This window comes from Leptospira ainlahdjerensis, from assembly GCF_016919175.1.
In the GTDB taxonomy this organism is placed as follows: Bacteria; Spirochaetota; Leptospiria; order Leptospirales; family Leptospiraceae; genus Leptospira; species Leptospira ainlahdjerensis.
Window position 1 is genome coordinate 1 of record NZ_JAFFPU010000050.1, and the last position, 1,780, is coordinate 1,780.

3 protein-coding genes and 1 pseudogene are annotated in these 1,780 nt (G+C 41.2%); all 4 read left to right on the forward strand.

The annotated features are described in order from the left end of the window. The coding region (locus JWG45_RS14065) for a phage tail-collar fiber domain-containing protein (protein WP_205280327.1) at positions 1-412 on the forward strand (412 nt) is incomplete at its 5' end. Further along, positions 409-690, forward strand: a complete 282-nt coding sequence (locus JWG45_RS14070) for an LA_1064 family peroxide-responsive upregulated protein (RefSeq protein WP_205280328.1) — start codon at positions 409-411, stop codon at positions 688-690. The genes JWG45_RS14065 and JWG45_RS14070, both read left to right, overlap by 4 nt. Before the next feature lies 1 nt (position 691). Beyond that, positions 692-1,555: a hypothetical protein gene (locus tag JWG45_RS14075; RefSeq protein ID WP_205280329.1), complete on the forward strand. Its 864-nt coding sequence runs from the start codon at positions 692-694 to the stop codon at positions 1,553-1,555. Further along, positions 1,555-1,780: pseudogene (locus tag JWG45_RS14080) on the forward strand (hypothetical protein); the annotation flags it as partial. The gene JWG45_RS14075 and the pseudogene JWG45_RS14080, both read left to right, overlap by 1 nt.

The following is a 1,780-nucleotide window of genomic DNA, read 5'->3' on the forward strand; positions in this document are numbered from 1 at the left end:
TTCTACTTTATCAGGAAGGCTTTACGGTTTTGCTCTTCGATCAACAATCTTGGACGGAACGTGGCCACTCAACGGTTTTACAATTCTCTCCGGAGACAACGTCGGAATACAACCTTATGAAATCGCATTTGGCATCGGCGGAATTGTTTCTGGTTCCCCTCGCTCACCTCAATCATCGGACACAGGTTTGCAGAACGAAGTTTTTAGGAAGCTCGTAGAAATTCAGAATAATCCGGATGGAACGAGAAGTTTTAAAGCGACGATTAAGCAGTCTGAACTCATTGGAACATCAATAAATGAGATTGGACTGTTTGACGAAGACGGTGATCTCCTTTTCGTTAAGACGTTTCCTTCAAAACCAAAAGACAATCTCATAGTTTATGATTTCATAATAAAAGAGGAGTTCCAATGATTCAAATTCTTGTCAGAGAAACGGTTATTGAAATTGCAGGTAAAGAAAAGGCACGAATTCAGTTACTTCCCGTTGCGGCATTCAATTCCCATGAAGGACTATTAGAGTATTGCGGCAAAAAAGGATATAGAAAATCCGGTTCAGGTCTTGAATCTGAATTTTGTAGAGACATTGAATTGAAAGAATTCAAAGAACAAATCAAATCCTATTTTGGAGTCGAACAACCAATGAAAATACATGAACGATTTATAATATTAGAGCAGGAGCTAAAAAACTGATATGGCTGTATTTAATCCATCGAAAACCCGGACTTGGACAAAGAACACACCCGCAGACGGTGATTTATTTGATGATGAAATTGATCGTATTTACGAAAATGCTCAATATTCGAAAGATCGTCACGACCAAACGGACGCAAATCTTTCCGCCGCTCAAGTTCCTCTTGGCGGAGTCATAGAAGACAATTTAGACCAAGCAAATGCCTCTCTTTTCAAAGAGGCTAACGCACAGGCTATTTCGAGAACGACCTTTGCGGCTCTTTGGAATTTAATCCAGCGGAATGTAACGAGCATCACTCCTGCCACTGACAGGATAAACGTATCCTCTCACGGATGTATTGAAGGTCAGTTGGTAAAATTTGCTTTTACAGGAGGAGGAATCACAGCTCTTACAAAATACTATGTTAGGAATCCAACCACAAATGATTTTCAGATTTCTACGACCCCTTCCGGATCAATAATTGATCTTACCTCCTCTCAAACAGGAGACATGCTTGTTAATACGGAATACGGATTTGGGGATGGATCGACGACGTATAACGTTCCAGATCGGAGAGGTATTTTTTCGAGAGGTGCAGGGATACACGGTTCCAGAACAAAGGCAGACGGAACAAATTACGATGGAGGTGTCGTTGGATATGAAGGTTTAGACCAAACACAATCGCATCTTCATGCGTCGCCTGTAGGTGGATCTTTCGCAATAATGGGCGGTGGAACCAGTTGGCTTAATACCGGATCTTCAAATAGTGGGGCAAGCTCACAAACTGGATTGATGATCTCCGACGGCATAAACGGAACTCCTCGAACCGGACCCGAAACAACCCCCGCATTCACGGCAGTAAAATATAAAGTGAGGGTAGCGTAGTGAATTATATTATTGATAAAGAAACCAAGAAGGTGATTTGGATCAATAGCGACCCAAATAGATTGAGCGGAGTAGAGTCCTGGAAAGATTTCAATCAAGTCTTACACGAAATTGTCTACTCACTGAATTACAATCCTCAAATAAGCGAAGTTTTCAAAGCGGAGATAGAAAGCGGGATTGCAAAAAAATTCGAATCGAAAACCGTTTATAATAAGTTTTCCAGAA